The organism is Verrucosispora sp. WMMA2121 (assembly GCF_027460185.1).
Classification (GTDB): Bacteria; Actinomycetota; Actinomycetes; order Mycobacteriales; family Micromonosporaceae; genus Micromonospora; species Micromonospora palythoicola.
This window is the reverse complement of sequence record NZ_JAPZBH010000006.1, coordinates 206,829-233,539: the sequence shown is the minus strand read 5'-3', so window position 1 is coordinate 233,539 and position 26,711 is coordinate 206,829. Positions and strand designations below refer to the sequence as shown.

22 protein-coding genes and 2 pseudogenes are annotated in these 26,711 nt (G+C 72.0%); 12 read left to right on the top strand and 12 right to left on the bottom strand.

The features are described 5' to 3' along the window. Positions 1–57: 57 nt before the first annotated feature. Entirely contained in the window at positions 58–1,689 is a 1,632-nt protein-coding gene (locus O7605_RS10055; RefSeq protein WP_269738924.1) for an LPXTG cell wall anchor domain-containing protein, read from the top strand. A 159-nt stretch (positions 1,690–1,848) separates the two neighbouring features. On the opposite strand, the gene O7605_RS10050 is transcribed toward O7605_RS10055, so the two are convergent. Together O7605_RS10050 and trmB are read right to left on the bottom strand one after the other, a co-directional pair. Beyond that, the gene (locus tag O7605_RS10050; RefSeq protein WP_269738923.1) at positions 1,849–4,353 is read right to left on the bottom strand and encodes a DEAD/DEAH box helicase; all 2,505 of its coding nucleotides are present in this window, start codon (positions 4,351–4,353) and stop codon (positions 1,849–1,851) included. Positions 4,354–4,433: 80 nt separating this feature from the next. Beyond that, a complete protein-coding gene (gene trmB, locus O7605_RS10045; protein ID WP_443083908.1) occupies positions 4,434–5,141 on the bottom strand; it encodes a tRNA (guanosine(46)-N7)-methyltransferase TrmB in 708 nt (235 codons plus the stop codon). A gap of 136 nt (positions 5,142–5,277) precedes the next feature. On the opposite strand from trmB, the gene O7605_RS10040 reads away from it, so the two are divergent. Both O7605_RS10040 and O7605_RS10035 read left to right on the top strand, forming a co-directional pair. Further along, entirely contained in the window at positions 5,278–6,012 is a 735-nt protein-coding gene (locus tag O7605_RS10040) for a hypothetical protein (RefSeq protein WP_269738922.1), read from the top strand. A gap of 391 nt (positions 6,013–6,403) precedes the next feature. After that, positions 6,404–7,123, top strand: a complete 720-nt coding sequence (locus O7605_RS10035; RefSeq protein WP_269738921.1) for a class F sortase — start codon at positions 6,404–6,406, stop codon at positions 7,121–7,123. A 22-nt stretch (positions 7,124–7,145) separates the two neighbouring features. Here O7605_RS10035 and O7605_RS10030 read toward each other — a convergent pair whose 3' ends face one another. After that, positions 7,146–7,388, bottom strand: coding sequence for a GntR family transcriptional regulator (locus O7605_RS10030; protein WP_269738920.1), 243 nt, complete (start codon positions 7,386–7,388; stop codon positions 7,146–7,148). Between the two features lie 197 nt (positions 7,389–7,585). On the opposite strand from O7605_RS10030, the gene O7605_RS10025 reads away from it, so the two are divergent. Further along, positions 7,586–7,819: a hypothetical protein gene (locus O7605_RS10025; RefSeq protein ID WP_269738919.1), complete on the top strand. Its 234-nt coding sequence runs from the start codon at positions 7,586–7,588 to the stop codon at positions 7,817–7,819. 12 nt (positions 7,820–7,831) lie between these two features. Here O7605_RS10025 and O7605_RS10020 read toward each other — a convergent pair whose 3' ends face one another. From O7605_RS10020 to O7605_RS10010, 3 genes are all read right to left on the bottom strand, one after another. Next, entirely contained in the window at positions 7,832–8,143 is a 312-nt protein-coding gene (locus tag O7605_RS10020; protein ID WP_269738918.1) for an antibiotic biosynthesis monooxygenase family protein, read from the bottom strand. A 165-nt stretch (positions 8,144–8,308) separates the two neighbouring features. Then, entirely contained in the window at positions 8,309–9,106 is a 798-nt protein-coding gene (locus tag O7605_RS10015) for an exodeoxyribonuclease III (protein WP_269738917.1), read from the bottom strand. A 124-nt stretch (positions 9,107–9,230) separates the two neighbouring features. Next, positions 9,231–10,148: a proteasome assembly chaperone family protein gene (locus O7605_RS10010; protein ID WP_164445294.1), complete on the bottom strand. Its 918-nt coding sequence runs from the start codon at positions 10,146–10,148 to the stop codon at positions 9,231–9,233. Positions 10,149–10,340: 192 nt separating this feature from the next. Between O7605_RS10010 and O7605_RS10005 the strand changes: the two genes are divergently transcribed. Continuing rightward, positions 10,341–11,105, top strand: a complete 765-nt coding sequence (locus tag O7605_RS10005) for an EcsC family protein (RefSeq protein ID WP_269738916.1) — start codon at positions 10,341–10,343, stop codon at positions 11,103–11,105. On the opposite strand, the gene O7605_RS10000 is transcribed toward O7605_RS10005, so the two are convergent. Both O7605_RS10000 and O7605_RS09995 read right to left on the bottom strand, forming a co-directional pair. Further along, positions 11,093–11,941, bottom strand: a complete 849-nt coding sequence (locus tag O7605_RS10000) for a GDSL-type esterase/lipase family protein (RefSeq protein WP_269738915.1) — start codon at positions 11,939–11,941, stop codon at positions 11,093–11,095. The genes O7605_RS10005 and O7605_RS10000 overlap by 13 nt on opposite strands. A 116-nt stretch (positions 11,942–12,057) precedes the next feature. Beyond that, positions 12,058–12,672 carry an antibiotic biosynthesis monooxygenase gene (locus tag O7605_RS09995; RefSeq protein ID WP_269738914.1) on the bottom strand — a complete coding sequence of 205 codons (615 nt, stop codon included), beginning with the start codon at positions 12,670–12,672 and terminating at the stop codon, positions 12,058–12,060. 137 nt (positions 12,673–12,809) lie between these two features. Here O7605_RS09995 and O7605_RS09990 point away from each other — a divergent pair, with 137 nt between their 5' ends. The 6 genes from O7605_RS09990 to O7605_RS09965 all read left to right on the top strand — a co-directional run bounded on the left by O7605_RS09990 (position 12,810) and on the right by O7605_RS09965 (position 19,413). Continuing rightward, positions 12,810–13,631, top strand: a complete 822-nt coding sequence (locus O7605_RS09990; RefSeq protein ID WP_269738913.1) for an NAD(P)H-binding protein — start codon at positions 12,810–12,812, stop codon at positions 13,629–13,631. Positions 13,632–13,728: 97 nt separating this feature from the next. Beyond that, positions 13,729–13,992, top strand: coding sequence for a DUF6343 family protein (locus O7605_RS09985; protein WP_269738912.1), 264 nt, complete (start codon positions 13,729–13,731; stop codon positions 13,990–13,992). A 14-nt stretch (positions 13,993–14,006) separates the two neighbouring features. Beyond that, positions 14,007–15,419: an NADP-dependent succinic semialdehyde dehydrogenase gene (locus O7605_RS09980; RefSeq protein WP_269738911.1), complete on the top strand. Its 1,413-nt coding sequence runs from the start codon at positions 14,007–14,009 to the stop codon at positions 15,417–15,419. 42 nt (positions 15,420–15,461) lie between these two features. After that, positions 15,462–16,421 carry a TIGR03885 family FMN-dependent LLM class oxidoreductase gene (locus O7605_RS09975; RefSeq protein WP_269738910.1) on the top strand — a complete coding sequence of 320 codons (960 nt, stop codon included), beginning with the start codon at positions 15,462–15,464 and terminating at the stop codon, positions 16,419–16,421. 157 nt (positions 16,422–16,578) lie between these two features. Continuing rightward, a complete protein-coding gene (locus O7605_RS09970) occupies positions 16,579–17,907 on the top strand; it encodes an IS4 family transposase (RefSeq protein ID WP_269738909.1) in 1,329 nt (442 codons plus the stop codon). Between the two features lie 177 nt (positions 17,908–18,084). Next, complete coding sequence (locus tag O7605_RS09965; RefSeq protein ID WP_269738909.1) at positions 18,085–19,413, top strand: IS4 family transposase; 1,329 nt, start codon at positions 18,085–18,087, stop codon at positions 19,411–19,413. A 51-nt stretch (positions 19,414–19,464) separates the two neighbouring features. On the opposite strand, the gene O7605_RS09960 is transcribed toward O7605_RS09965, so the two are convergent. Further along, positions 19,465–19,995, bottom strand: coding sequence for a GNAT family N-acetyltransferase (locus O7605_RS09960; RefSeq protein ID WP_269738908.1), 531 nt, complete (start codon positions 19,993–19,995; stop codon positions 19,465–19,467). Positions 19,996–20,157: 162 nt separating this feature from the next. Beyond that, complete coding sequence (locus tag O7605_RS09955) at positions 20,158–22,767, bottom strand: glycoside hydrolase family 9 protein (RefSeq protein WP_269738907.1); 2,610 nt, start codon at positions 22,765–22,767, stop codon at positions 20,158–20,160. Positions 22,768–22,987: 220 nt separating this feature from the next. On the opposite strand from O7605_RS09955, the gene O7605_RS09950 reads away from it, so the two are divergent. After that, the gene (locus O7605_RS09950) at positions 22,988–23,716 is read left to right on the top strand and encodes a PP2C family protein-serine/threonine phosphatase (RefSeq protein ID WP_269738906.1); all 729 of its coding nucleotides are present in this window, start codon (positions 22,988–22,990) and stop codon (positions 23,714–23,716) included. 4 nt (positions 23,717–23,720) lie between these two features. Here O7605_RS09950 and O7605_RS32100 read toward each other — a convergent pair. Both O7605_RS32100 and O7605_RS32095 read right to left on the bottom strand, forming a co-directional pair. After that, positions 23,721–24,701 (bottom strand): annotated as a pseudogene (locus tag O7605_RS32100) (ATP-dependent helicase C-terminal domain-containing protein); the annotation flags it as partial. A gap of 138 nt (positions 24,702–24,839) precedes the next feature. Further along, positions 24,840–26,375: pseudogene (locus O7605_RS32095) on the bottom strand (helicase-related protein); the annotation flags it as partial. Between the last annotated feature and the right edge of the window lie 336 nt (positions 26,376–26,711).

Sequence of the window (26,711 nt, the reverse complement as noted above, 5' to 3'; positions counted from 1 at the left end):
CCGAGGTGATCTTCAACTAGAGTCCGTGGCTCCGTCGTCCCCTTCTCCGGAGTACACATGACATCCCTCACGGCCCGTTGGTCCCGCCTCGCCGTCGGCGCGGCAGTGCTGGCGACGACCGCGCTCTTCGCCCCCGCCACCACCGCGCACGCCGCGGAGACCCAGCCCGACCTCTTCGTCTCGTTCACCCGTGAGCCGGTCGCCGAGATCGACACTCTCGGCACCACCATCGGCATGTACGCCTACAACCACGGTGCGGGCGACGCGACCGGGGTGACCGTCACCTTCGACCTGGGCGACCTGGCCGAGAGGGTCGCCGCGACCGTGCCGGACCGGCTGCGGGACACCTGCGAAATCGATGGCGACAACGTCACCTGCGCCGTCGGCGCGCTCAACGCCGGTCAGGTCACCACCATCCGCCCGCTCACGCTGACCAGCCGCCAGGGCGCCACGCCGGGCGACGCGGGTTCGGTCACCGTGACGATCGCGGGCGCGGAGGACGACGCCAACCCCGACAACAACACCACGACGTTCCCGGTGACGATCCTCGCCTCCGGGCCTGATCTGGTGGCCGCCGCCCAGGATGTCAACGACGCGTCGAGTCGGCTCGGCGCCGGGGACACCGCCCCGCTGTACACCGGTGTGCTCAACGAGGGCGACAGCCCCGCCACCGACTTCACGATCGACATCAACCTGCGCACCGGCACCACGTTCGTCGAGCGCTACAGCGACTGCACCTACACGGACTACTACCCGAACGACGTCGGTCTGCCGTACGTGTACGGGCCGAGTTCGGTCACCTGCGTGCTGCCGCTGACCCTGGAGCCGGGTGAGGGCCTGCTGCTGTTCGACGACGAGACCGGGGAGTCCCTGTTCAACCTGACCTTCGGTCGTAACCTGCCCGGCCCCGCCGAGCACTACGGCTCGTTCAGCGTCGCGCTGGCCGGTGAGGCGCGGGCGGCGAAGAAGGTCGCCAGCAGCAAGGGCAGCGGCCCGTCCTTCGCCGATGCCGTCCGCGCCCTGCACGACAAGGCCACGCGTGCCGGTGCCGCCCGGCAGGCCGTGGTGGAACGCGAGCTCGACGAGTCGGACAACTACGCGGACTTCCGGCTCTGGACCAAGGCGAACCATCTCGACGTGGCCGTCACCGCCCCGGCGGTCAAGGGCAAGGTCGGCGAGACGGTCGACCTCACCTACGAGGTCGTCAACAACGGCCCGTCGGACGGCGGCGGCCCCGGTGTGTCGATCACCGCACCGAGCGGCACGGTGCTGCTGCCCGCCGAGTGGTGCCACACCGAGGGCGGTCAGGGCGGGACGCTGCCCGAGTCGGAGAAGCTGCGCTGCAACTTCGAGAGTGAGTTTCCGAGCGTCGCGTCCGGCTACGGCCGGATCAAGGCCACCGTTCAGATCAAGATCAAGTCAACGCCGGGTACCGACGGCACGATCGTGGTCGACGGCGGCAGGACGATCACCGAGTCCAAGCCCGAGAACAACACCGCCCGCATCGTCATCGACACGGGCGACGGTGGTTCCGGTGGTGGCGACGGTGGAGCCGGCGGGGGCCTGCCGGTGACCGGCGCCCCGGCCGCCGCGCTGGCCGGTGTGGGTGCCGCCGTGCTGGCCCTCGGCGGCGTGCTGTTCGTTCTGTTCCGGCGCCGTCGCGTGGCGTTCCAGACCCCGCGCGACTGACGCTCGCGTTGACCCTGCGGGGGTGGGACCAGGCCCGGTCCCACCCCCGTGGCATCGGACGGACGGCCTACCCGGGCCGCTGTCCGCCAGCCCGCTCGCCCAGCCGACCGCTGCGGCCGTCGGCACCGCGGCCGGCAGGGCGGTTGCCACGCGAGAGGGTCAGAGCTGGCCGACGTCGGTGATCCGGACGACGGCGGCGCCCGCCTCGTCGGAGGCGGCCAGGTCGACCTCGGCGCTGATGCCCCAGTCGTGGTCGCCCTCCGGATCGTCCAGGATCTGCCGCACCGTCCAGCGCTCCCGACCCTGTTCGATCATGAGCAGCGCCGGGCCACGGGCGTCCGGACCGGTCCCGATCCCGTCGTACGAGTCGAAGTAGGGCTCCAGCGCGTCGGCCCAGGCGTCGGCGGGCCAACCGGAGTCGGCGTCCAGCTCGCCCAGCGCGTCCCACTGCCGCAGCGCGGCCAGCTCGACCCGCCGGAACAGGGCGTTGCGCACCAGCACCCGGAACGCCCGCGGGTTGCGGGTGACCGCCGCCGGCCGGTCGTCCAGGGCGGCGGCCACCTCGGGCAGGTCGGTCGGGTTGCGCAGCCGCTCCCACTCGTCGATGAGGCTGGAGTCGACCTGGCGGACCAGCTCGCCCAGCCACTCGATCAGGTCGACGAGTTCCTCGGTCTTGGCCTCCTCGGGCACCGTCTGCCGCAGCGTCTTGTACGCGTCGGCGAGATAGCGCAGCACCAGGCCCTCGGAGCGGGACAGCCCGTAGAACTGCACGTACTCGGTGAAGGTCATCGCCCGCTCGTACATGTCCCGCACCACGGACTTGGGGGAGAGCTGGTGGTCGGCCACCCAGGGGTGCCCCCGCCGGTACATCTCGTAGGCGTTGTCCAGCAGCTCCGCGAGGGGCTTGGGCCAGGTCACCTCGTCGAGCAGTTCGAGCCGGGCCTCGTACTCGATGCCGTCGGCCTTCATCGCGGCGACCGCCTCGCCACGGGCCTTGAACTGCTGCGCGGAGAGCACCTGGCGCGGGTCGTCGAGGATCGACTCGATCACCGACAGCACATCCAGGGCGTACGACGGCGAGTCGCCGTCCAGCAGCTCGATGGTGGCCAGCGCCAGCGGCGACAGCGGCTGGTTGAGCGCGAAGTCGAGTTGCAGGTCGACGGTGAGCCGGACCCGCCGCCCGGTCTCGTCCGGCTCGGGCAGCTCCTCGACCACACCACCGGCCCGCAACGCCCGGTAGATGGCGATGGCCCGGCGGATGTGCCGGCGCTGGGCCGCGGCGTCCTCGTGGTTGTCGGTGAGCAGGTGCCGCATGGCCGCGAACGCGTCGCCGGGGCGGCCGATGACCTTGAGCAGCATCGAGTGGCTGACCTGGAAGCTGGAGGTGAGCGGTTCCGGTTCGGCCTCCACCAGCCGGTCGAAGGTCGGCTTGCCCCAGCCGATGGAGCCCTCCGGAGGCTTCTTGCGCACCACCTTGCGCCGCTTCTTCGGGTCGTCGCCGGCCTTGGCGAGCGCCTTCTCGTTCTCGATGACGTGTTCGGGCGCCTGCACCACGACCCGCCCGATGGTGTCGAAGCCGGCTCGTCCGGCCCGACCGGCGATTTGGTGGAACTCGCGGGCCTTGAGCAGCCGGGTGCGTACCCCGTCGTACTTGGACAGGCCGGTGAACAGCACCGTGCGGATCGGCACGTTGATCCCCACGCCGAGGGTGTCCGTACCGCAGATGACCTTGAGCAGCCCGGCCTGGGCGAGGGTCTCCACCAGCCGGCGGTACTTGGGCAGCATCCCGGCGTGATGCACGCCGATGCCGTGCCGGACCAGCCGGGACAGGGTCTTGCCGAAGCCGGAGGTGAACCGGAACCCGCCGATCGCGGCGGCGATCATGTCCTTCTCGGCCCGGGTGCAGACGTTGACGCTCATCAGCGCCTGGGCGCGTTCCAGGGCGGCTGCCTGGGTGAAGTGCACCACGTACACCGGTGCCTGCTTGGTCTCCAGCAGCTCTTCCAGGGTCTCGTGCAGCGGCGTCATCGCGTACGAGAAGAGCAGCGGGACCGGCCGCTCGGCGGAGCGCACGACGGCGGTCGCCCGGCCGGTACGCCGGGTCAGGTCGTCGACGAACCGGGTGGTGTCGCCGAGCGTCGCCGACATCAGCACGAACTGGGCCTGCGGCAGCTCGATCAGCGGCACCTGCCAGGCCCAACCCCGGTCCGGTTCGGCGTAGAAGTGAAACTCGTCCATGACCACCTGACCGACGTCGGCCCGGCTGCCCTCGCGCAGCGCCAGGTTGGCCAGGATCTCCGCGGTGCAGCAGATGATCGGGGCGTCGGCGTTGACGCTGGCGTCGCCGGTGAGCATGCCGACGTTCTCCGCGCCGAACACCTCACACAGCGCGAAGAACTTCTCCGACACCAGCGCCTTGATCGGCGCGGTGTAGAAGGTCGTCCGGTCGTCGGCCAGTGCGGCGAAGTGGGCGGCGATGGCGACCAGGCTCTTGCCCGAGCCGGTCGGCGTATTCATGATCAGGTTGGCCCCGGAGACGATCTCGATGACCGCCTCCTCCTGGTGGGGATAGAGGTCCAGGCCGCGCTCGGACGCCCAACTGGCGAACGCGTCGTAGAGGGTGTCGGGGTCGGCGGTTTTCGGCAGCGCGGCGGTGAGTGTCATGGCCGCTCCATGGTGCCTGGATCACGCGTCGGGACGCCAACCGGGCTCCGAGGGCCGGCCGGCCCGGGCGGGGGATCGGCTCAGCGGCGGTGGTAGATCAGGTCGGCGATCGGGCGGCCGGCGCGCAGCGCCCGTCGCTCGAACCGGGTCACCGGCCGGTGCGCGGGCCGGGGTGCGTACCCGTCGTGGGCGTTTACCAGGCCCGGGTCGGCGTCCAGGGTCGCCCGCATCGACTCGGCGTACTCCGCCCAGTCGGTGGCGCAGTGCAGCGTGCCGCCGACCGCCAACCGGGACCGCAACCGTGCCACGTGGGCGGGCTGGATCAGCCGCCGCTTGTGGTGGCGGGACTTCGGCCACGGGTCCGGAAAGAAGACGTGTACCGCGTCCAGCGAGGCGGGCGGCAGCAGATCGAGCAACTCCATCGCGTCGCCGTCGACGATCCGGACATTGCCCAGGTCACGAAGGTGGATCAGGTCCAGCAGGTTGGCGATTCCGGGAGTGTGCACCTCGACCGCCAGATAATCTCGATCCGGGTCGGCGGCGGCCATCTCCGCGGTCGTGTCGCCCATGCCGGAACCGATCTCGACCACCAGCGGGGCCCGGCGGCCGAACAGGCCGACGGGGTCGAACGGGTCGGCGTCGGCGACGCGCAGCCCGTACCGCGGCCAGTGCTGTTCCAACGCCGCCACCTGCCGGCCGCTCATCCGGCCGCGACGCGGGTGGTAGGTGCGGATCGCCCGTACCGGATGCGGCACGGCGACGGCGGGAGTGGGGTCGGTGGAGGTCACAACGCCCCGAGCCTACGCGAACACGCGCCGGCCCGGATGTGAGGTACGCCCGGTGGTGAGACCATCATCGGAAGAAGGCAGGACCGGGTGTCCGGCGGTGCCCGGCGACCGCCCCGGCGCACCGGGAGGGGGCAGCGTGTCAGCAGCGATCCGCACTCGTCCGGCATCGTCCACCGCTCCGTTGCGCACCGTCGCGGCCCTCGCGCCACTGCTCGCGATCGCCCTGGCCATCCCGCTGCTGACACCCGTGCCGGCCGTGGCGGCGCCTCCGTCGGCGCCCGCCGGAGTGGCCGCACCGACTCGGCCCGTGCCGGCGGTGGCGACACTGCTGTCGCGGGCCGTGCCGACCGGCACCGACTCGGCGCACCCGGCGGCACCCGCGCGGGCCGCTGTCGTGCCGGTCGTCGCCGGGCAACCCGGCGGTGGGCAACCCGGTGCGCCCGAGGGCGCGCCGCAGCCCGGCCCGACCGTGTTCGTGGAGGTCTCGCCGAGCATGGTGGAACCGGGCCATCTGGTCGGGCTCCGCGCCAGCTGCCACGACAACTCGGTGGGGGCCATCGTCGTCTCGGACGCGTTCGGCCGGGTCGCCGTGCAGCCGCAGCGCGGGCTGCTGACCGGCACGGCGATGGTCAAGGAGCGGGTGCTCCCCGGCAACTACCGGGTCAAGCTGGAGTGCCGGGGCGGCGAGACCGCCTCCACCATGATCCAGGTCGTACGCCAGATGAAGCCCAGCCGAGGGCCGGCGACCGGCTTCGGCGGCAGCGCCGGCGACATCACCGGCAATCTGCTGCTCCCCGGCGGTCTGGCGCTCACCGTCACCGGCATGGTCCTCTGGGTCACCGCGACCCGCCGTCGCGGCACCCGACGGTGAGCCCGTCATGACCGCCGCCCGCGCACCCCGACCCTCCGGCTCGGCCGGTGCGCCCGGCTGGGCCGGGCCACGAACCGGTTCCGGTCGGTCGCCCCGCCCCGCCGGTAGCCCGCCCCGTCCCACCTATCAGACCGACCTGTTCGTACCGCCGGACAGCTCGCCCCCGCGTCCCGGCGACCGCCCAGCCGGCGCCGGTCCCACACCGCGTCCCGGCGACGGTGCGGCAGGCGCTGGTTCCGCGTCGGGTCGCGGCGGCCGGGCGACCGGCTCCGGTGCGTTGTCGGGCCCGGGCGACGGTGCGGCGGGCTCTGGTTCCGCGTCGGATCGCGGCGGTCGTGCGACTGGCTCCGGTGCCGCGCCGCGCCCGCACGGGTGGGCGGCGGCGCCGGACATGGGCTCCCGTCGGGCCCGGGCTGCGGCACCGTTCACCGACCGGCGTCGGGCACCGAGGAATGCCGGGCGAACCGGCCGCCCGGCGCGTCCCGGGCGCAGCCCGTGGTCCCTGCCGCTCGCGGTGGTGCTCGTGCTGGCCGGCGTGTTCGCCACCGGCGCCGGGCTCGGGCACACCGTCGGGGGGCCGCTCGACTGGACGGCCACTGGCGGCGGAGGGGGCTCCGGCGGAGCGTCGACGGTGTCCGCCGGGCGTACCGCCGCGCGGCCGGTGAGCCTGTCCATCCCGTCGATCGACGTCGCGGCGCCGGTGAAACCGGTCGGTGACGCACCGGACGGCTCGATCGCCGTGCCGCCGCTGAGCCGGCACGAGGAAACCGGGTGGTACGACCGTGGACCCGTGCCGGGCGAACCAGGCCCGGCGGTCATCGTCGGGCACGTGGACACCAAGAGCGGCCCGTCGGTCTTCTACCACCTGGGCAAGCTGAAGGTGGGGGACACCGTCGAGGTGGCCCGGGAGGACGACTCGGTGGCCGTGTTCACGGTGAACTCGGTGGAACACTTCCCGAAGGACCGACTGCCGGCCGACCGGGTCTACGGCCACGAGGGCCCGCCCGGCCTGCGGCTGATCACCTGCGGCGGCGAGTGGCTCGGCGGCGGCACCGGCTACGCCGACAACGTGATCGCCTTCGCCACCCTCACCACCACCCGCCCCTCCTGAAATCAACTGAGCGGGTAGATCATCATTCCTGCGGTCGGCTCGGTAGTTCCTCGGCGACCCACAGGCCACGGCCCTGTAAGCCGACAACCAGGCCGCGATCTTGAAGGATGATGATTGCCCGCTGAACCGTCGTGACGCTCACGGTGTAGAGGTCGGCCAGTTCCTTGTAGGTCGGCAGCCGCTCACCTCGCGGATACTCGCCGCTCCTGATGCGGGCTGCCAGATCCTCGGCTACCTCGCGATAGCCACCGGTCGGTATCGGCATGGGAAGGTCCTTCGTTCGGCACCTCCCATCGGATCATGAGCGACATCCACCTTCAAGACCAACATTGCCTTAGGTACCAAAGGTCTCTAAGCTACTCCCATGGTCGGGTTCTTCGTTCGGCAAGCGCTGGACCTGGCCATGAAGCCGTCCAAGGGGAGCACGACGCAGGGACTCTGCCCCCTTGGGCGGGCACCGTCGTGACCACAGCGGAGGTCGTCGTCGTGCCGCTCGATGATCCTGAAGAGGATTCGCCGATGCGTCGGCTGTTCGAGGCCAATCGGATTCTGGAGACACACTGGACCCGTGCCGTCGCCGAGCCGTTCCAGGTAGGTGGGTGCCTGGAGTGCCGTGGCCGCGCCGAATGCCCTCAGCTCGACTGGGCGATCGGCGTCACCGTCGAGATCGTGGCGGTGATGTTCCAGAAGCGGTGAACGGGCGGTCGGTCAGGGGACCTGCTGGACGACTTCGAATTCCAGGAGAGTGGCACCCGAGGCGACCGGTGGCCGCTGCTCGGCTCCGGGCGGGGTGGCGTGGGCGGCTCGGGCCGGGCCGGCGGCCCAGTCCTGGTACGCCTGCTCGGTCTCCCAGCGGGTGTAGACGAAGTAGCGGTTCTCGCCGGCCACCGGACGCAGCAGCTCGAAGCCGAGGAAACCGGGGGAGTTCTCCACCGCGCGAGCCCGGGCGGCGAACCGCTTCTCCAGCTCCTCGCCACCACCGGGCGGTACGTCGATCGCGTTGATCTTCACAACTGCCATGGCCCCACCCTAACCACGCATCCGACCCGGCCCGCCGTCCCGGCCCGTGTTCATGATCCCGACAACTTCCCGGGTACTGCCGCCTCGGAAGGCGCTGACCCAGCAGTATCCGGGAAGTTGCCCAACGGAACAGCGCGGCGCATCACGGCGCGGGGTGGGTGGGGGTCAGAAGGACTCGACGGTGGGGGTGAGGTCGGCGTCGACGACGATGGGGGCGTGGTCGGAGGGGCCCTTGCCCTTGCGGGCCTCCCGGTCCACGTACGCCGACCGGACGGCCCGGGCCAGCGGGGCCGAGGCGTACACCAGGTCGATGCGCATGCCCTTGTTCTGGTGGAACATGCCGGCCCGGTAGTCCCAGTAGGTGAACGGGTGCGGGCCCTTCATCGGGGTGGGCACCACGTCGGTGAGGCCGAGGTCGCGCAGCGCCGCCAGGGCGGCCCGCTCGGGCGGCGTGACGTGGGTGGAGCTGGCGAACAGCGCCGGATCCCACACGTCGTCGTCGGTGGGTGCCACGTTGAAGTCACCGCAGACGGCCAGCGGTGCCGCGTTGGTCAGTTCGGTGTCCAGCGCGTCCCGCAGCGCCGCCAACCAGGCCAGCTTGTACACGTAGTGCGGGTCGTCGGGCGCGCGGCCGTTCGGTACGTACACCGACCAGACCCGCAGCCCGCCGCAGGTGGCCGAGATCGCGCGGGCCTCCGGCTCGGGGAAGCCGGGCTCGCCGGGAAACCCGACGGTGACGTCGGCCAGGCCGACCCGGGACAGGATGGCGACCCCGTTCCACCGGCCGTCGCTGTGGCTGGCCACCGTGTACCCCAGCTCGCCCACCTCGGTCGCCGGGAAGGCGCCGTCCGGGCACTTGGTCTCCTGGAGGCAGACCACGTCCGGACCGGTGCCGGCCAGCCAGTCGAGCAGCCGGGGCAGCCGGGCCTTCACCGAGTTCACGTTCCACGTCGCCAGGCGCATGGTGCCAGCCTGCCCCATCCGGCCCCGACCCGCGCGGCCGGCGCGCTGCCGCACCAGCGGTCGGCGCGCCGGTGCCGGGTCAGCGGCGCCCCTTCCGGCCCGCGAGCCGTCGCGATGGTGCCCGTCAGGGGGTGTCGTTGTTGGGGCGGGTCTGTTCGGCGAGGAACCGCTCCAACTCGGCGCCGAGTTCCTCGGCCGTGGGCAGCGGACCGTTCTCCGTGGCGAGCAGGTTCTTCTCGCCCCGGCCCCGGGCGTACGCGTCGTACTGCTCCTCGAGGGCCTGGACCAGGGTGGTGGCCTCGTCGCTCTGCGCGACCTGCCGGTCGATCTCCACCCGCACCACCTCGGCGGCCGAGCGCAGCCCGTCCCGGGGCAGCAGCAGCCCGGTGCTGCGGGACACCGACGCCAGCAGCACCTCGGCGGCGGCCGGGTACTCGGCCTGTGCCACGTAGTGCGGTACGTGCGCGGCGAAGCCCAGCGCGTCGCGGCCCGCCTCGCCGAGGCGGAACTCCAGCAGATGGCCGACACTGCCGGGCACCTGCACCCGTTGCAGCCACGGTTCGTAGCCGGCGATCAGGTCACGCCGGGTGGCGTGGGCGGTCACGCCGGTCGGCCGGGTGTGCGGCACCGCCATCGGGATCGCGTTGAGCCCGACGGTGAGCCGGACGTCCAGCCGGGCGGCGAGCCCGGCGACGGCGGCGGTGAACCGTTCCCACTGAAGATCGGGCTCCGGCCCGGTGAGCAGCAGAAAGGGCGTCTCGTCGTCGTCGTGGAGCAGGTGCAGCTCCAACTGCGGGTCGTCGTAGCTCTCCCAGTGGTCCTCGACGAAGGTCATCACCGGTCGGCGGGAGCGGTAGTCGAAGAGCTGGTCCAGGTCGAACCGGGCGATCGGGCGGGACTCCAGCGATGTGAGCAGTTGCTCGCGGGCGAGCCGGCTGGCGTTACCGGCATCGACGAAACCGGTGAGCGCCTGGATCAGGACCGGCTGACCGAGGTCGGGCAGATCGTCGGTGAGTTCGTAGAGCTCGTGTGGGTCGAGCACCGGTGCGGCCTCCCTGCAAGTGCGTAACGGGCCACCGGATCCCCGGCACCCCGATCGCGAGAACGTAACTGCCATCCTCGTGCATTCCTGCCGCGCCGGTCCGCCCGGCCCGGCGTCGCCGGGTGATCGGCCGACGGTACGCCGTTGCCCCAGCGGGGTACACATGGATGGGCGCCACCGAAAGGAGAGGTGATGAGCGACCCCGTGCCCGCCGATGGCCAACCCGTCACCCCCGCCCCGCCCCCACCGGGCGGCCGGGTCGTCGAGGCGCCACCGGCCACGCTGTGGGACCGGATGCGCCAGGATCCGCAGTACGCTCCCGAGCACCTCGCGCTCGAAGCGGTACGCCGGCTCGGCCCGGAGGCGGCGCAGTGGGTGCGGCGGGTCCGGGCCGCGCAGCCCGGGATCAGCGCCGAGGCCCTGGCGGATCAGGCGGTACGCCGGTTCGTCAACCAGGCCCGGCTCTCCGGTGCCGTCTCCGGTGCGGCCGGACTGCCCGGCGCGGTGATCGACGTCGGCGTGCTGGCCTGGACCCAGTCCCGGATGGTCCTGCACGTCGCCGCCGCGTACGGTGCGGACCCGACGCATCCCGACCGCGCCACCGACCTGTTGGTGTTGCAGAAGGTGCACAAGGTCGCCGCGAGCGCCCGGGTGGCGCTGGGAGTGGCGGCCGGACGCGAGCGCGCGGGCGCGCTGTTCGGCGGTGGCGGACAGGCGCCGCTCGGCCGGGTGATGCTGCACCTCGGCGTCCGGCTCGCCCAGATGGCCGGGGTACGCGCGGCGAAGCGGCTCTTCGCCAAGGTGATCCCCGGAGCGGCGATCATTCTCGGCACCTGGGCGAACTCCTCGGCCACCAAGAAGCTGGCCGAACGTTCCCGGGTGCTCTACCGGCAGCACGGCGGACCCCGGATTCCGTTGCCCCGTCGTCCCGATCAGGCCGGCGATCAGTCGGCGTAGCCGGAGGAGCGCCAGGTCACGTCGGCGAGACGGGACTGACCGGCCGTGTTGGGGTGGAAGTAGTCGAGCCGGTTGACCAGATCCAGGTCGAAGCGGACCCGGTGCGCGGCGCCGCCGTCGTAGCGGCACCGCGAGCCGTAGGCCCGGCACGCCGCCTTCAACTGCGCGTTGTACGCGGCGATCCGCTCGCGGAACGCCGCGCGGCGGCTCCGGTCGGCCGGCGCGGTCGAGGTCGCGTCGGCCAGCAGCGCCGGGCACACGCCCCGCCGCCAGGCGCGTACCGCCCGGGGCTCGTCGTGACCGACCTCCCAGAGCCGGTACAGGTTCGGAATGCTGACGACCAGGACCCGGGCCTTCGGTCGTCCCTCGCGCAGCACCCGCAACCCTCGGTTGATCTCGGCCCGGAAGTCGGCCACCGGGGTCATCGCGTCGATCGTGGCGCGGCAGGCGTCGTTGGCCCCGACCAGCACCGTGACGTAGTCGGCGCGGTCGCGTACCGCCGCCTCCGCCTGGCCGGCCAGCGCGGACGCCCGGGCCCCCGCCCGGGCATGGTTGTGCGCCTTCCCGCGCAGCCCAGGGTTCCGGTCGAGCAGCCGCCGGTAGTGGCTGTCCACCCGCAGTCCGTCCCCCGTCGACCAGGAGTTGCGCTGACACGAGGTGAGGACCAGGCAGGAACCGAAGCCGGTGGTGATCGAGTCACCGAGGGCGGCGACGACGCGGGGGGAACCGGGCTGGGCCGTGCCCGAGGGGCGCGGCGCCGCGTCCCCACCCGCCTCGCAGGCCAACGCGACGAGTGCGAGCAGGCAGACGGCGGCGGTGGTCCAGCGTCCAGGCATGACTTCCCTAGCCTCACAGCGCAGAGCGACGGCACGGTGACTCTACGCGGGTGAGGTCGGTTGGTCACGCGCTGTCGGGGATGCGGCAGTGCCCTGTCCTGTCCCCGACGGCCGTGCTATGCGCGGGGCGTCCGCCGCCCGCGCCAGGGTGCTTCCCGGCCGTGCAGCCACCAGTGCAACGCCCGGGTGATCCGGGGTAGGACCAGGTAGGTCATCAGCGGGGTCAGGGTCAGCGTCATCACCAGCACCCGCGCCGCGGTCGGCAGCCCCGGCAGGAACTGGCCGGTCAGCAGCGTGGCCGTGAGGCTGAGCGGGAAGAACGCCAACCAGATCGTCACCGCCTGCTTCCAGCGCGGCGGCGACTGCGCCACGGTCGGTTCCGCGTCCAGTGGCTCGACGGCCGCCGTGCGCGGCGGATCGAACCAGCCCTCGATGCCGGTCCGCCGCTCGACGTGGGTGTGCTCGACGATGCCCTGTGCCGACGTCAGCCACCAGTGGCGCTGCGGCGATTCCTCCCAGCGGCGCAGCGTGTCCGGGTCGGCGAACCGGTAGAGCATGTGCCAGTCGCCGGACCCGGGGGCGCTGCGCACCCAACCCGCGCCCAGGAATCCCGGGAACGCCTCGGCCAGCGCCGTGCCGGCCCGCATCCACGCCACCATCTCCTCGGTCCGGGCGGGGTCGGCGCGGCGGGCGACGGCGACGGTCACCGGCTCGGCATGGCTCACGGTCATGGGTCCATGGTCCCCGCCGATGCCCGGAAAGGTCGGGTCACGCCGGCCCGGTGTAACGCAACGCACGGCGGTGACGCGACCCAGGACGGCGGGTGGCCGCAGTCGCCGTTGTCACAGGCGGCTGCTCGACTGGTCCCATGACGAACCAGGACATGACTCTTGTGCTCGGCGCCACCGGCACGACCGGGCGGCGCGTCGTGCGCCGGTTGCGGGACGCCGGTCACCCGGTCCGGTCCGCCTCCCGCTCCGGTGAGCCGCGGTTCGACTGGACCGATCCGAGTTCCTGGCGGGCCGCCGTGACCGGAGTCACCGCGATGTACCTGATGGCTCCACACGACCAACCGATCCGGTCGGACTTCGTCCGGCTGGCGGTGGAGCAGGGGGTGGGCCGCCTGGTGCTGCTCTCCAGCCGGGCGATCGAGGCGATGGGTGACGAGCGGCTGATGGCCGCGGAGGAGACGGTACGCACCTGCGGGACGCAGTGGACCATCCTGCGCCCCGACTGGTTCGACCAGAACTTCGACGAGGGCTTCTTCCGGGACGCGGTGCTCGCCGGGGAGATCGCCGTACCGGTGGGTGACGCCCGCCAGTGTTTCGTCGACGCCGACGACATCGCCGACGTCGCGGTCGCCGCCCTCACCGGTACCGGTCACGCCGGCCGCACGTACGAGATCACCGGCCCGGACGCGCTCTCCTTCGGCGAGGCCGCGGCGATCCTCACCGAAACGGTCGGTCACCCGGTGCGGCACCTCGGTACGGGCGACGACTACCGGGCGGTGATGCTCGCGCTGGGGCTGCCGGCCGAGCAGGTGGCGGGTGAGATCGCCGCGTTCGGGGCGCTCCGTGACCTGGGCGACGGCCAGCCGACCGGGACGGTCCGGCAGGTCACCGGCCACGACCCGAGGAGCTTCGTCGGGTACGCCGCCGATGCCGCCGCCCGCGGCGCCTGGAGTTCCTGATCGCCGCGGCGATCAGCCCGGCCCGGACCCGTCGTCCCGGCGGTGGGAAAGGGCGCCGGCGACGGTTAGCTCCCACGGCGCGGGGTAGGTGGAGGTGATGACGAGATCACAGCCCCGGCGTGCCCGAGGCACGGTCGGTCACGCGTACAGCGCGCTGAACCTGCGGCTGGCGCTGGCCAGCTTCGGGCTCGTCACCATGACCGTTTTCGCGGTGTTGGCGTTCCGTGCCGACGTGGCCTGGTTGGGTGTCGTCTGCGCCGTCCTCGCGGTGGTTGCCGTCGTCGACCTGGTCGTCATCCAACGTCGTCGCGCCGCCCGCCGCCGGGAGGAGCCCGGCGCGCGGCACTCGCTGTTCGAGTGACAGGAGAAGTCCTGATGACCATCGCCACCACCAATCCGGTAAACGGTCAGGTGCTCAAGACGTACGAGCCGATGTCCGACGAGCAGATCGACGGCGCGATCGAACGGACCGACCTGGCGTACCGGCAGCTGCGCGGCACCACGATCGAGCAGCGCGGGCGGTGGCTGACCACGGCGGCCGGGATGCTGGAGGCGGAACGGGACGACATCGCCCGACTGATGACCACCGAGATGGGCAAGACGCTCGCCGCGGCCAAGGCCGAGGTCACCAAGTGCGCGAGCGCCTGCCGCTTCTACGCCGACCACGCCGCCGAGTTCCTCGCCGACGAGCCGGCCGACGCAGAGGCGGTCTCGGCGACCCGGGCATTCGTCCGTTACCAGCCGATCGGGCCGGTGCTGGCGGTGATGCCGTGGAACTTCCCGCTCTGGCAGGTCATGCGCTTCGCCGCGCCGGCCCTGATGGCGGGCAACACCGGCCTGCTCAAACACGCCTCCAACGTGCCGCAGACCGCGCTGCTGCTGGAGGACCTGTTCCGGCGGGCCGGCTTCCCCGAGGGCGCGTTCACCACGCTGCTGGTCGGCTCCGAGGCGGTGGACCGGATCCTGAGCGATCCCCGGGTCCGTGCCGCCACGCTCACCGGCAGCGAGGTCGCCGGTCGGTCGATCGCGCAGATCGCCGGCCGGGAGCTGAAGAAGACGGTGCTGGAGCTGGGGGGCAGCGATCCGTTCGTGGTGATGCCGTCGGCCGACGTGGAACTGGCCGCCCAGGTCGCCACCACCGCCCGCTGCCAGAACAACGGCCAGTCCTGCATCGCGGCCAAGCGCTTCATCGTGCACACCGACGTCTACGACGCCTTCGCCGAGGCGTTCGCACACCGCATGTCGGCGCTGCGGGTGGGTGACCCGATGGACGACGGCACCGACGTCGGTCCGTTGGCCTCCGAGCGGGGTCGCGACGAGGTCGACGCTCAGGTCAGGGACGCCGTCGACAAGGGAGCCACCGTGCTCTGTGGCGGGGAGAAGCCGAGCGGCGAGGGTTGGTTCTACCCGCCGACGGTGGTGACGGATCTGCACCCGGGCATGCGGATGTGGGCGGAGGAGGTGTTCGGTCCGGTGGCCGGGTTGTACCGGGCCGCGTCGTACGACGAGGCGATCGAGTTGGCCAACGGCACCAGCTTCGGTCTCGGCTCGAACGCCTGGACCCGCGACCCGCAGGAGCAGCAGCGCTTCGCCACCGACCTGGAGGCCGGTGCCGTGTTCATCAACGGGATGACGACGTCCTACCCCGAGTTGCCCTTCGGCGGGGTGAAGAACTCCGGCTACGGCCGGGAACTCTCCGCCCACGGCATGCACGAGTTCTGCAACGTCAAGACGGTCTGGGTGGGGGAGGGGGCGGCCACCGCCGGGGCCGGCGCCCACTCCGAGTAGCCGCTGCTTACGAGCGGGCTCGGCTGGGTAGTGAAGCGCGGCATGACGGCGATCGCGTTTCACGCTTCCCACGAGCAGATCCACCCGCGTGAACTGTTGGCGGCGGTGGTCCACGCCGAGCAGGTCGGCTTCGACGCCGCGATGTGTTCCGACCACTTCGCGCCCTGGAGCGAGCGCCAGGGCCACTCCGGCTTCGCCTGGTCCTGGCTCGGGTCGGCGTTGCAGGCCACCGGTCTGTCGTTCGGGGTGGTGAACGCGCCCGGGCAGCGCTACCACCCGGCGATCATCGCGCAGGCGATCGGCACGCTCGGCGCCATGTACCCGGGGCGGTTCTGGGCGGCGCTGGGTTCCGGTGAGGCCGCCAACGAGCACATCACCGGCGACGCGTGGCCACGCAAGGACGTACGCAACGCGCGGCTGCGCGAGTGCGTGGACGTCATCCGCGCCCTGCTGGCCGGCGAGGAGGTCAGTCACGACGGTCTGGTCCGGGTCGACCGGGCGAAGCTCTGGAGCCGTCCGGAGCAGCCGCCGGCACTTGTCGGCGCCGCGGTGAGCGTCGCCACCGCCCGCTGGTGCGCCGAGTGGGCGGACGGCCTGATCACGGTCAACGCGCCGACCGACCACCTGCGCCGCATGATCGAGGCTTACCGGGACGCCGGAGGTCGTGGACCGGTGCATCTCCAGGTGCACCTGAGCTGGGCACCGGCGCAGGCCGAGGCCGAGGCGATCGCGTACGACCAGTGGCGCAGCAACGTCTTCGCGCCGCCGGTCTGCTGGGACCTGGCCACCCCCGAGCACTTCGACGTGGTCTCCGCCGAGGTGCCGATGGCCCGGCTCGCCGAGGTGGTCAACATCTCCGCCGACCTGGGCCGGCACGTCGGCTGGCTGGAGGAGTACGTCGACCTGGGCTTCGACCAGATCGCCCTGCACCACGTGGGCCAGGACCAACGCCCCTTCCTGGACACCTTCGCCGACCAGGTCCTCCCCAAACTCCGCCCCTAACCCCAATGCCGCTCAGTTAGGGAGACGGGGCGTCTGTCAAGAGCGTGTCGATAGACGAGGGCGGCGGGGTCTCGGTATAGAGGTTTGTCACTCCAAGACAGCCTCTGGACCGGGAGCCCCGCCGTTGGAACAGTGTGCCATTGCTCGGACCGCCACGGTGGCAGCCGGCCGGTTCGCGCCAGGTCATCTGGGTGAGTTGACGCAGCAGGTGCCCTTCGAGATGGTCGATGCCGTCCTGGCGCAGACGCGGGCGGTGCAGGCGCGGGTGCGGGATCTGCCGTCGCGGGTGGTGGTGTATCTGCTGCTCGCGGCGGGGTTGTTCACCGAGTTGGGTTATCGGCAGGTGTGGGCTCGGCTGGTTGCTGGTCTGGACGGGTTGCCGGTGGCGATGCCGACTTCCTCAGCCCTGTCTCAGGCTCGCCGTCGGGTTGGGGACAAACCTTTGGCAGCGTTGTTCCGGCTGGTGGCAGGTCCGCCTGCCGGGGCTGGGCGATGGCGAGGTCTGCTGGTGTGTGCAATCGACGGCACCAGCATGTTCGTGCCCGACAGCACGGCGAACCTCGCGGTCTATCCTCGTCAGGCCGGAACTCACGGCGGCTCGGGCTATCCGATGCTGCGGCTGGTCGCGGTCGTCGTGTGCGGCACGCGGACCCTCATCGATGCGGTGTTCACTCCCATCAGCACCGGCGAGTTGAGCTGCGCCGCTCGTCTGCTGGGCTGTCTGCACCCGGGCATGCTGCTGCTGGCCGATCGGGGCTTCGCTGCCCGCACGATGATCGAGCAGTTCGCCGGCACCGGCGCTGACCTACTCATCCGTGACAAGGACGACCGGCGGCTACCCGTCATCCGCCGCCATCACGACGGTTCCTGGCTGTCGGTCATCGGCACGATGAGCGTCCGGGTCGTCGACGCCGAGATCGTCGTGAGCATGAACGGCAAACGCCACATCGGCCGGTACCGGCTGATCACCACCCTCACCGACCAGCGCCGTTTCCCGGCCATGGACCTGGTCACCCTCTACCACCACCGCTGGGAGATCGAAACGGCATACCTGGAGTTGAAGTCCACCCTGCTGGGCGGACGGGTCCTGCGAGCCCGAACCCCGAACGGGATCAGTCAAGAGGTCCACGCCCTGCTCACCACCTACCAAGCGGTCCGGCTGGCGATGGCTGACGCCACCGCCAGCCGGCCCACGACCAACCCCGACCGGGCCAGCTTCACCATCGCCGTCCACGCCGCCCGAGACCAGATCACCCACGCCGCCGGTGTCATCGCCGACACCGTCATCGACCTCGTCGGAGCCATCGGCCGCGCCGTCCTGGCCGACCTGCTCCCCCCACGCCGCACCCGAATCAGCCCCCGCGTGGTCAAACGCGCGATCTCCAAACACCGCGCCAAAGGCACCATCGACCGCACCACCTACCACGCCACATTCAAGATCAACATCCTCGACGCGGCAGCATTGACAACCAACCCACCGCCCTAACTGAGCGGCGTTGCCCCTAACCCCAATGCCGCTCAGTTAGGGAGACGGGGCGTCTGTCAAGAGCGTGTCGATAGACGAGGGCGGCGGGGTCTCGGTATAGAGGTTTGTCACTCCAAGACAGCCTCTGGACCGGGAGCCCCGCCGTTGGAACAGTGTGCCATTGCTCGGACCGCCACGGTGGCAGCCGGCCGGTTCGCGCCAGGTCATCTGGGTGAGTTGACGCAGCAGGTGCCCTTCGAGATGGTCGATGCCGTCCTGGCGCAGACGCGGGCGGTGCAGGCGCGGGTGCGGGATCTGCCGTCGCGGGTGGTGGTGTATCTGCTGCTCGCGGCGGGGTTGTTCACCGAGTTGGGTTATCGGCAGGTGTGGGCTCGGCTGGTTGCTGGTCTGGACGGGTTGCCGGTGGCGATGCCGACTTCCTCAGCCCTGTCTCAGGCTCGCCGTCGGGTTGGGGACAAACCTTTGGCAGCGTTGTTCCGGCTGGTGGCAGGTCCGCCTGCCGGGGCTGGGCGATGGCGAGGTCTGCTGGTGTGTGCAATCGACGGCACCAGCATGTTCGTGCCCGACAGCACGGCGAACCTCGCGGTCTATCCTCGTCAGGCCGGAACTCACGGCGGCTCGGGCTATCCGATGCTGCGGCTGGTCGCGGTCGTCGTGTGCGGCACGCGGACCCTCATCGATGCGGTGTTCACTCCCATCAGCACCGGCGAGTTGAGCTGCGCCGCTCGTCTGCTGGGCTGTCTGCACCCGGGCATGCTGCTGCTGGCCGATCGGGGCTTCGCTGCCCGCACGATGATCGAGCAGTTCGCCGGCACCGGCGCTGACCTACTCATCCGTGACAAGGACGACCGGCGGCTACCCGTCATCCGCCGCCATCACGACGGTTCCTGGCTGTCGGTCATCGGCACGATGAGCGTCCGGGTCGTCGACGCCGAGATCGTCGTGAGCATGAACGGCAAACGCCACATCGGCCGGTACCGGCTGATCACCACCCTCACCGACCAGCGCCGTTTCCCGGCCATGGACCTGGTCACCCTCTACCACCACCGCTGGGAGATCGAAACGGCATACCTGGAGTTGAAGTCCACCCTGCTGGGCGGACGGGTCCTGCGAGCCCGAACCCCGAACGGGATCAGTCAAGAGGTCCACGCCCTGCTCACCACCTACCAAGCGGTCCGGCTGGCGATGGCTGACGCCACCGCCAGCCGGCCCACGACCAACCCCGACCGGGCCAGCTTCACCATCGCCGTCCACGCCGCCCGAGACCAGATCACCCACGCCGCCGGTGTCATCGCCGACACCGTCATCGACCTCGTCGGAGCCATCGGCCGCGCCGTCCTGGCCGACCTGCTCCCCCCACGCCGCACCCGAATCAGCCCCCGCGTGGTCAAACGCGCGATCTCCAAACACCGCGCCAAAGGCACCATCGACCGCACCACCTACCACGCCACATTCAAGATCAACATCCTCGACGCGGCAGCATTGACAACCAACCCACCGCCCTAACTGAGCGGCGTTGCCCCTAACCCCCACCCACCCCACCCCACGGTGGGCGGGCTAGAGGGGGCGGGTGAGGACTTGGCCGGGCCAGGGTGGGTGGTGGGGGCGGGGGACGGTGAAGGGGGTGGTGGGGGTGAAGCCTTGGCGTTCGTACCAGCGCACGAGCGCGCCGTCGTCGCCGGCGTAGCAGTCCACCCGCAGTAGCCCGACGCCGCGGTGCCGGGCCAGGTCGGCGGCGTGCGCCAGCAGCCGCCCACCGATACCCCGCCCGGCGTACGCCCGGTCGGTGACCAGCAGGTTGACGTACAGCTCCGGTTCGGTCGCGGGCGGCACGTACTCCGTGGCGGTCCCCACCACCAGTGCACCGACCGGACGTCCGTCCAGCTCGGCCAGCCACAGTCCGCCGCCGGTGGCCCACGCGTCGGCCTGGGCTATGCGGCGGGGATCCGTCGAGGCGGGCCCGGTGCCCCACTGCCCGGTCCGACCTCGCGCCACCAGCCAGGCGGTGGCGTCGTCGAGCAGCCGCAGCACCTCCGCCGCGTCCGCCGGCCCGCCGGCCCGCACCGTCGTCCCATGGTCGTCATTCACGCCCCCGATCCTGCCGTACGACGCCGACCCCGCCACCCGTGCCCGACGACCAAGAAGTTCTGGTCCGGATTCGTCAGGAATCCGGACCAGAACTTCTTGATCACTGCGGGCGGGACGGGGGCCGGGTGGGGCGCCGGTCGCCGACGGCACCCCACCCGGGGATCAGGACACGGTGCAGGGCGCGCCGTTGACCGTGACCAGGTTGGGCGACGGGTTCGCGCCGCCGCCGGTGGTGGCGTTGAATCCGAACATCACCGAGGCACCCGGGTTGATCCGCGAGTTGTACGACTCGCTCTTCGCGGTCACCGTGGCTCCGGACTGCGTCACCTTGGCCATCCACGCCTCGCGCACCTTGGCGTCGCCGGTGAAGGCGAACCGGGCGGTCCAGCCGTTCACCGCGGCGGTGCCGGTGTTGCGGATGTTCACCTGGGCGGTGAAGCCGGTGCCGCCCTGCCACGAGCCGTAGTTGGTGTACGACACCGTGCAGGTGGGTGCCGGTACGGCGGCTGAATCGCCCTGGTCCGCCAGGAACGAGGAGATCCAGGCCAGCGCCGAGTTCCAGTTGATCGCCACCTCGTTCGTGGAGTACGACGCGATGTCGTCGACGTAGCAGAACATCGGTGCGCAGCCCTCGAGCAGCTGCTCCACGAACGGGTCCTGGAGCGCGGCGTTCGGACCGCCGGCGATCGAACCGGCCGGCGGCTTCGGCATGCTCGGGTCGAGCTGGAAGCCGAAGATCCGGCTGTGCTGGTTCTCCGCCGCGTGCTCGCCCCACCCGGTCACGTACGAGATGTTCAGCGCGTTGCGGCCGAGGATGTAGTCCATCGTCTGCACCGCGCCGTCGCGGTACTTCGCCGCTCCGGTCAGGTCGAACGCCGTGGCCAGCACGACCGCGTTGTTGATGATGGCGCCGTTGCCGCCCCAGAAGTAGCTGTTCGGGTCGCCCGGCATGGGCAGCCCGTACGCCTGCCGACGGATCTCGGCGAGGTAGTTGTCGGCGGCGGCGATGACCGACTCGCGGATCCGGGTCCGCTCGGCGGCCGGCAGCCCGTTCGGCACGGTGGCGAGGTCGAGGCGGCCCAGCGCGGCCACGCTCTGCCAGCCGAAGCCACGGGCGTCGAAGACGTCGCCGGTGTGGTGCGGCGAGGCGGTCAGGTCGGTCAGGTAGGTGCGCTCGCCGGTGGTCAGGTACAGCTCGGCGGCCGCCCAGTAGAACTCGTCGGTGACGTTGGTGTCGTCGTACGGGCCACCGCCGTTACCGGTCGCCGGCGCGTACCGGGCCGGGTTGGCCTTGGCCGCCGCGTACGCGGTCTTCGCCGCGCTGCCGCAGCGCTGCGCGAACTCCTTGTCGTACGGGGCGAACAGCCGGGCGCACTGAGCGGCGACGGCGGCCAGGTTCAGCGTGGCGGCGGTGGACGGCGGGTGCAGCTCACGCGGCTCCGGGTCGTCCTCGGGCTGCATCGGCAGGCCGGTCCAGTTCCGGTCGTGGATCTTGTGGTGGGCCATCCCGGCCAGCGGCTTGCCGGCCGGTACCTGCATCCGCAGCAGGAACTCCAGCTCCCAGCGGGCCTCGTCGAGGATGTCCGGCACCCCGTTGTCCCGCTCGGGCAGCCGCAGCGTCCCGTCGCCGAGGTCGGCGCCGAATCCGGCGGTGGCGGCGTTCTTGGTCCGCTCGAAGGTGCTCAGCAGCTGGTAGGTGGCAATGCCGCCGTTGACCACGTACTTGCCGTGGTCGCCCGCGTCGTACCAGCCGCCGCGTACGTCGAGCCGGTAGTCGCAGGAGTCGGCGACGCAGGGCACGTCGGTGTCGCCCTGGTTCGGCGCGACGCCGAGGTGGCCGGCGGGTCGGGCGTACTCCTCGCCGACCAGGTCACCGTCGATCTCGATACCGCTGCGCTGGATGTAGAAGAACTGCAGGGCGTCCGACCGCAACTGGTCGTAGAGCGTGCCGGAGATGTCGAACGGGTGGCTGACCTCGCCGTCCACGGCCAGCGTCAGCCCCTGACCCGGGGTGCGGTACGACGAGAAGTCCACCGAGTGCACGTTCTGCGCCGACGCCTCGTCGACCCCGCGCGGCGTGGTGGTGCCGCTGGCCAGCACGGCTCCGGACGCGGAGTGCAGCTCCCAGGGCAGCGCCTCGGTGGCGTCGGTCACCACCGTGGCGTTCTTCGGCCCGCCGGGCAGGTAACCGACCTGGTTCACCCGGACCCGGGGGCCGGTGTCCGGCACGTACGGCTCGGGCGGGTTGCCGCCGCGCAGCGAGATGTTGTCCAGGCAGACGGTCCGCGCCTCGGCGCTGCCGCCGATCTGGAAGATCAGCTGGGCGCGGCTGTCGTCGGTGGGGGCGACGAAGGTGCGCTCGACGCGCTGCTGGGTCGGGGTCGCGGCGGCGGTGACCGAGTAGTAGCCGGTGTAGGGCTCGCTGCCGAGTTGCAGCACGGCGGCCACCGGGCCACCGGGGGTGGAGGTGACGTCGAAGCCGAGGGTGTACTCGGCACCGGCGACCAACGGCAGCGCGTCGTGGCCGATGCCGGCATCCCAGGGGTTGGCCAGGCCAGCGGCCACGGTGGCGCAGAGCTGGCCGTCGACCACCCCGAGCGTGTTGGTGCCGTAGGAGAACCAGGGCGACGAGCCGTCGCTGAAGTCGCCGTTGCGGATCTGTTCGGGTGCGTCAGCGGGTGGATCGGCGAAAGCGGTGCCGGCACTAACGCCGACCAGCACCACGGCGGTCGCCGCGGCGAGTACCGCGAGACGACGTCGGGATGGCGTCACGGGGGAAGTCCTTCCGGCGAGCGGGACGGAACAGGCGAGGTGGGGGTGTGACCTGGGAGCGCTCCCAGGTATCGGGCATGTTTCCAGGGTGGGCAGGACATGTCAATCGATCGCATCCGATGAGAATTCACGTTCACCGTCAGTGAGATTCACCGCGCCACGCCGGGCGGTCCTGATCTCCTAGAGACAACCGAGCCCTACTCCTGGCAGGCTGCGTGCCATGACCCTGAAGCTGCGTTCCGCCGGGGCGAGCGACCGTGGGCTGATCCGCAGCGGAAACCAGGACGCGCTGCACTCCGGCACCTGGCTGGTCGCCGTCGCCGACGGCATGGGCGGTATGGCCGCCGGGGACCTGGCCAGCGCCATCGCCGTCGGGGCGATCGCGCCGCTGGACCTGGAGACGCCGGAGGACGTGCTGGTCGCCGCCTTGCAGAACGGCATCAAGCTGGCCACCGAGCGGATCCGTCAGGCGGTCGCCGAGGATCCCCAGCGGCAGGGCATGGGCACCACGCTGACCGCGCTGCTGTTCGCGCGTACGGGCAGCTGCCTGGCGCTGGCCCACGTGGGCGACTCCCGGGCGTACCTGTTCCGCGACGGTGTGCTCAAGCAGATCACCCGGGACGACACCTTCGTGCAGATGCTCGTCGACCAGGGCCTGATCACCCCGGACCAGGCCGGCAGCCACCCCCGGCGCGCCGTGGTGACCCAGGCGTTGCAGGGCGACGAGGTCTCCCCGACGTACGCGACGATGGTGCCTCGGGCCGGCGACCGCTGGCTGCTGTGCAGCGACGGGCTGTCGAACGTGGTACGGGCCGACACCCTGGCCGAGGTGCTGGCCGGCCAGCGGGAGCGGGAGGCCTGCGCACGCGGCCTCATCGACCTGGCGTTGCAGGCTGGTGGCCCGGACAACATCACCGTCGTCATCGCCGACGTGGTCGACGAGCCGTGAGCAGTCAGGAGCGCCGTCCGGCCCGCCGGGTCGGCGTGGCCGTGGTCGGATCCTCCGGCCAGGGGTGGCGCGGGTAGCGTCCGCGCAGCTCGGCGCGGACCTGGCGGTAGCCGGAGCGCCAGAAGGAGGCCAGGTCGGCGGTGACCGCCACCGGCCGGCCCGCGGGGGAGAGCAGGTGCAGCAGCACCGGCACCCGCCCGCCACCGACCCGGGGTGCCTCGGCCCAACCGAAGGTTTCCTGGAGCCGGACCGCGAGCACCGGCGCGGCCGGGTCGGCGTAGTCGACCCGGATCCGCGAACCGCTGGGCACCGCGATCCGCTCCGGCGCCAGGTCGTCCAGCCGTCCCGCCAACGCCCAGGGCAGCAGCCGGCGTAGCGCAGCGACCACGTCGACGCGGGCCAGATCGGCCCGCCGCCGGGCACCGGCCAGCTCCGGTCCGAGCCAGCGCGGCGCACCGGACAGCAGCGCCTCGTCGGAGACGTCGGGCCAGTCGTCGCCGAACGCGTACCGGCAGAAGGCCAGCCGCTCACGTAGCGTCCTGGCCGCCGGGGTCCAGGTCAGCAGGTCGAGCCCGGTGTCGTGCAGGCCGGTCAGCAACGCGGCGGCGATCTCGTCCGGGTCGGGCCGGGCCAGGGGACGGTCGACCAGCCCGATGGCACCCAGCCTGAGCACCTCCCTGGCCACCACGTCCCCGTCCGACCAGGCGACCTCCCGCTCGCGACGCAGCAGCGAGCCGGCCGCCTCGCGGGCGGTCCCCTCGTCGACGACGGCGGCCAGCCGGACCCGGGCGGATGCCGCGCCGGGGGCGCGGTCGGCCACCGCGACGGCCAACCAGTCGACGCCCGCCAGCGCCGACCCGGGCGCCAGTTCCGCCGCGGTTCCGCCACTCATCAGGTACGCCGAGCCGCCCGGCCGCCGCACCCGGGCCAACCGTTCCGGGTACGCCAACCCGACCAGCAACCCGGCGGCAAGCTCGTCGGGCAACCAGGCCCTCCGCTCGCCGCCCACCCGGCCGTCGCCGGTCCGCTCGCCCGTCGCCCGCCTGTCGTCCGTCCGTGCGTCGTTCGCCTCCTTCGCCGGTGCGGCGTCCGACCGCCCGCCGCTCGTCGGCTCGCGTTCCCCTTGGCCGTCGGGGCCGACGCGGCCGTCGCGCGCCTGTTCCGCCGCGGCGCGCAGCCGGCGCACCTCCGCGCGCCAGCGGGCGGTGGCGGCCGGGTCGGTGCCGGCGCGCAACCGACGCCAGGCGGCGCCGAGATCGTCGCCGGGACCGGCCACGGTCGGCTCGCTGAGCAGCGCCACCACCTGCGCCGCACGGTCGGCGCCGACCCGGTCGGCCCCGTCGAGCAGCGCCCGGGCCAGCCGGGGATGCGCTCCGACCGCGACGACGGCCCGGCCCCGCTCGGTGATCCGGCCGTTCGCGTCGATCGCACCGAGGGCGGTCAGCGTCTCGGACGCCACCGTCATCGCCGCCGCCGGAGGCGGGTCGGGCAGCGCGAGCCCGGTCCCGCCGGGGGCGCCCCAGGCGGCGAGTTCGAGGGCGAAGCCGGTCAGGTCGGCGGTGGCGATCTCCGGTTCCGGCTGTGCGGGCAACCGCTCGTGCGCCCTGGGCGACCAGCAGCGGTAGACCTGGCCGGGCGCCTCCCGACCGGCGCGGCCGGCGCGTTGGGTCGCCGCCGCGCGGGACACCGGCACGGTGACCAGGGCACCCAGCCCTCGGGCCAGGTCCAGCCGAGCCACCCGGGACAGTCCCGCGTCCACCACCGTCCGTACGCCCGGCACGGTCAGGCTGCTCTCCGCCACCGCCGTGGCCAGCACCACCCGCCGTCGCTGTCCCGCCCGCAGGGCGGCGTCCTGCTCGGCGCCGCTCTGCCGACCGTGCAGGCGCAGCACGTCGACGCGGTCGCCCAGCTCGGCGAGCCGGCCGGCGACGGCGGCGATCTCGCCCACGCCAGGCAGGAAGACCAGCAGGTCGCCCTCCTGTTCGACAAGCGCCCGCCGGACGGTGGCGGCGACGTGGTCGAGCAGTGCCCGGTCCACCGGGCCGGCGCCGGACGGGGTCACCGGCCGTGGCGGTGGTGCCCAGACACGGGTCACCGGATACAGCGCCGACGAGGCCCGAACCACCGGTGCCGGCACCGGACCACCGAGCAGGGCCGCGAAGCGGTCCGCCTCCGGGGTAGCCGACATGGCCAGCAGCCACAGCTCCGGCCGCAGGGTGGCCCGGGACTCGACGCTGAAGGCGAGCGCCAGGTCTGCGTCGAGCTGACGTTCGTGGATCTCGTCGAGCAGCACCGCGTCGACACCGGCCAACTCCGGATCGTGGTGCAACCGGCGGACCAGCAGCCCGGTGGTGACCACCTCGATCCGGGTCCGCGGTCCGGCCCGTCGCTCACCCCGGACCGCGTAGCCGACCCGGCCACCGACCGGCTCGCCGAGCAGTGCCGCCATCCGGCGGGCGGCGGCCCGGGCGGCCACCCGACGGGGCTGGGCGACGATCACCCGCCCGGCCACCGCGTCGGCCACGGCGAGCGGGGCGAGGCTGGTCTTGCCGGTACCCGGCGGGGCCACCAGGACCGCGCTGCCGGCCGAGCCCAGCGCCGCCACCAGCGCCGGCAACACCGGCCGGACCGGCAGGTCGATGGGCACGTCGGAGAGCACGGCCCAGTCTCGCACCGCCCATACCCCACCCGCGCCCTTGCCCCACCCCCGCCTCTGGCCCGGCCCTCGCCCGGCCGACGTCATGTCACCCGGTAGAAGCGAGCTGTCGCCCGGCGGCCCGGCGGCGTCAGCGTCCTCCCGGCCCGAGCCTGAGGACATCCTGGCTGAGTGGTCCCCCGGCGTCTTCCGAGTACACCGGCGGCACGCGTCGGTGCCCGTCGACTAGGCACGCCCGTCACACTTCGTAGCCGCCTGCCGGAGCCCGGCATAACCTCCCTCACTGCTTTGCTCTGCTTCAACCCACGCAACGGTCACTCTCCGCGTCGTTTGACCGGG

Excerpts from the sequence above, each read along its gene's own strand:
- O7605_RS10055 (WP_269738924.1), top strand. The coding sequence starts at position 58 with ATGACATCCCTCACGGCCCGTTGGTCCCGCCTCGCCGTCGGCGCGGCA.
- O7605_RS10030 (WP_269738920.1), bottom strand. The coding sequence starts at position 7,388 with ATGCCGATACCGACCGGTGGCTATCGCGAGGTAGCCGAGGATCTGGCA.
- O7605_RS10000 (WP_269738915.1), bottom strand. The coding sequence starts at position 11,941 with ATGCCTGGACGCTGGACCACCGCCGCCGTCTGCCTGCTCGCACTCGTC.
- O7605_RS10015 (WP_269738917.1), bottom strand. The coding sequence starts at position 9,106 with ATGCGCCTGGCGACGTGGAACGTGAACTCGGTGAAGGCCCGGCTGCCC.
- O7605_RS09990 (WP_269738913.1), top strand. The coding sequence starts at position 12,810 with ATGACGAACCAGGACATGACTCTTGTGCTCGGCGCCACCGGCACGACC.
- O7605_RS09985 (WP_269738912.1), top strand. The coding sequence starts at position 13,729 with ATGACGAGATCACAGCCCCGGCGTGCCCGAGGCACGGTCGGTCACGCG.
- O7605_RS10005 (WP_269738916.1), top strand. The coding sequence starts at position 10,341 with ATGAGCGACCCCGTGCCCGCCGATGGCCAACCCGTCACCCCCGCCCCG.
- O7605_RS10020 (WP_269738918.1), bottom strand. The coding sequence starts at position 8,143 with ATGGCAGTTGTGAAGATCAACGCGATCGACGTACCGCCCGGTGGTGGC.
- O7605_RS09980 (WP_269738911.1), top strand. The coding sequence starts at position 14,007 with ATGACCATCGCCACCACCAATCCGGTAAACGGTCAGGTGCTCAAGACG.
- O7605_RS09950 (WP_269738906.1), top strand. The coding sequence starts at position 22,988 with ATGACCCTGAAGCTGCGTTCCGCCGGGGCGAGCGACCGTGGGCTGATC.
- O7605_RS10035 (WP_269738921.1), top strand. The coding sequence starts at position 6,404 with ATGGGCTCCCGTCGGGCCCGGGCTGCGGCACCGTTCACCGACCGGCGT.
- O7605_RS09975 (WP_269738910.1), top strand. The coding sequence starts at position 15,462 with ATGACGGCGATCGCGTTTCACGCTTCCCACGAGCAGATCCACCCGCGT.
- O7605_RS10050 (WP_269738923.1), bottom strand. The coding sequence starts at position 4,353 with ATGACACTCACCGCCGCGCTGCCGAAAACCGCCGACCCCGACACCCTC.
- O7605_RS09995 (WP_269738914.1), bottom strand. The coding sequence starts at position 12,672 with ATGACCGTGAGCCATGCCGAGCCGGTGACCGTCGCCGTCGCCCGCCGC.